This window comes from Clostridium sp. (assembly GCF_034179595.1).
Classification (GTDB): Bacteria; Bacillota; Clostridia; order Clostridiales; family Clostridiaceae; genus Clostridium.
Window position 1 is genome coordinate 1 of sequence record NZ_JAXFPT010000086.1, and the last position, 2,758, is coordinate 2,758.

The following is a 2,758-nucleotide window of genomic DNA, read 5'->3' on the forward strand; positions in this document are numbered from 1 at the left end:
CAGCAAGAGAAAAAAATATATCTTGCTGGTTATTTACCAGTTAATGAATTTTCTGAGGTATTGATGGACAAAGATGGAAAGAAATTTAGAGAGAAAATTAATAGTGGTTGCTTCAGTAGAAAGCTGGAATCAATGGGAGAAGAGTTCCCCTTGCTACTGGTAAATCATAACTATAAAAATCGAATACCAGTAGAATCGTTTGAATATGAGGAGTATGGAAATAGATTAAGAATACTGTACACTTTACCTTTAATGGAAGAAGTAATGGATAAACTAAAAGATTTGAGTGAAGCTAAACTATCATTTGGATTTACGGTGTTGAAGGAAATAAAACTTCCTAAGAAAAAGGATGTAGATGGGGTAGAGTATGAAAGAATAGTAACTGATTTTGATACTTTAAGGGAAATCTCCATTCTTAGAAATAAGCTACCAGCATATTCGCAAACTAAAGCTTTTACTGGAGATGAAAAATCAGTGAAAAGAGCAGTAGCAAAAGCAGAAATTTCAGAAAGAAGAAAAGAGATAGTTAGGTTACAACAGTTAGAGATAGATAGGTATAAGGAATACATAAATAAAAAGAGAAGAAATGATTTGTTTAGATTTGGTGCAAGTGTAAAAATATCAATGAATTAATCAAATGGGGATGCAGTAATTGCATCCCTTTTTTTCTTTCTGTAGAAAAAATAAATTTTCAAAATAACTCGAAACTAATATAAGGAGGTTGTAAAGATTGTAGAAATTACAAACTGAAAGGAAATCAAGTTGATATAATGAAATACTGATTTTATTGATTATTTGAGTTTTTGTTTTACAGGTAGAAGGTACAAATTCGGATAATAGTAAAAGAAATTTTTTAGGAGGAACTAGGTTTATGAATATTAAGAATAAACATGGCTTAGCTAAAAAGACTAAGTTATATGGAAGATGGGTTATGATGAAACAACGTTGTTATAATTCCAACAATAAAGATTATTATAATTATGGTGCTAGAGGTATAAAAGTATGTGATGAGTGGAGAAATAGCTACTTGAATTTTCATAACTGGGCATATGCTAATGGGTATAATGATATGCTCAGTATTGATAGGATTGATGTAAATGGTGATTATGAACCTGATAATTGTAGATGGGTAGATAAGAATATACAAGCAAACAATAAATCGTGTACTATTTATATAGATTATAAAGGTAAGAGAGTTACACTAACTGAATTGAGTGGTATTACTGGTATAAAAAGAGAAACATTAGAAATGAGATATATTAGAGGAGATAGAGGAGAAAGGCTTTATAGACCAGTTAGAAAAAGAGCAAGTTAAGTATTGACAAAATGTAAATAAAAGTATACTATTACACCAATAAATATTTTTTGTCTAAACCTATCAATTTAGAAGAAAATATGCTTTGTAATATTTTAACAAATGGCTTAAATACTAACTTTGGAGTGTGTTGGTTTACATAGGCAAGCCAACTAACTCAGAATTTATAGCAATAATAGCTGATAAATTAAGACTTAAAAATAAAGTAAGCTAAGATAAAAATATACCTTTTATTTGTTAGATTGAAAAATCTAATAGATAAGAGGTATTTTTATTTTGTTCTAATTTATAACTTATAGAAAATATACTTTATAGTAAATGACTAGATATTATGAATATTAGTGAAGAATTATATAACTTTATAGAAAGAGGTAAATATCATGATTAAAGGGATAGATATATCAGTTCATAATTTCACAATAGATTTTAAAAAGGTTAAACAAGCTGGCATAGAAACAGTAATTATAAAGGCAACTGAAGGAGTTAACTTTATAGATGAAAAGCTTGAAGAAAACTATAAGATGGCTAAGGCTAATGGGTTAAATATTGGGTTTTATCATTTTATGTCAGAAAAAACTTCACCTACAGAGCAGGCAAAAGATTTCTATGAAGCTATTAAAGATAAAGAATTTAATATATTTCCTTGTTTAGATATAGAAACTAATAAGATGAATAGAAGTGCTAAAGAAATATCAGATAGATGTATAGAATTCTTAGAAAAGTTTGAAGAATTAAGTAATTTACAATGCATGATATATACTGGTGGTTATTTTGGTAGAGATAATTTAGATGATAGAGTAAAGAAATATCTAGGGTGGATTGCTCACTATAATGTAAGTAAGCCTATGGAGACAGGATTTAAAGTAGTTGGGCATCAGTATACTGAATCAGGAAGAATAGATGGTATAAGTACTAATGTAGATATGAACAACTTTTCAGAAGATATATTTATAAACAGTAGAAAAGATGATACAGAAGAGAAGGAAAATCCAGCTGATGATAAAAAGGCACTATATGAGCTTTCAATTCAAGGAGAAGAAGTTAAGGAATTACAAAGAGAATTAAATGCTCAATTTAATAAAGGATTAAAAGTTGATGGATATTTTGGAGATTTAACTTTAAAAGCTTGTGTAATAGTAAAAGAAGGGGCAAGAGGAAACCTTACTAAGCTTATACAAAAAAGATTAATAAATAGAGGATATACTTCATTAGAAAAGTATGGTGGAGCTGATGGAATATTTGGAAATGCTACTACTTTAGCTATAAAAGCATTACAAAAAAATAAAGGTATTGATGTAGATGGTATAGTTGGCAAGGATACATGGAAAGCCTTATATTCTCTACAATAATAAAAAAAGCACCTATAAATATAGGTGTTTTTTTATTATTTAATATTTATAATTTAGCACTTAAATAAAATACTCGTAAATGATAATTAAATAT

3 protein-coding genes and 1 pseudogene are annotated in these 2,758 nt (G+C 28.0%); all 4 read left to right on the top strand.

The genetic code is table 11. The features are described 5' to 3' along the window. Positions 1-633, top strand: a 633-nt coding sequence (locus tag SPJ33_RS10440; RefSeq protein WP_321117902.1) for an HK97 family phage prohead protease, incomplete at its 5' end; no start/stop codon positions are given. Between the two features lie 238 nt (positions 634-871). Then, entirely contained in the window at positions 872-1,315 is a 444-nt protein-coding gene (locus SPJ33_RS10445; protein ID WP_321117903.1) for a hypothetical protein, read from the top strand. 142 nt (positions 1,316-1,457) lie between these two features. After that, positions 1,458-1,529 (top strand): annotated as a pseudogene (locus SPJ33_RS10450) (sporulation initiation factor Spo0A C-terminal domain-containing protein); the annotation flags it as partial. 166 nt (positions 1,530-1,695) lie between these two features. Beyond that, positions 1,696-2,664: a GH25 family lysozyme gene (locus SPJ33_RS10455; protein ID WP_321117904.1), complete on the top strand. Its 969-nt coding sequence runs from the start codon at positions 1,696-1,698 to the stop codon at positions 2,662-2,664. The last annotated feature ends 94 nt before the right edge of the window (positions 2,665-2,758 follow it).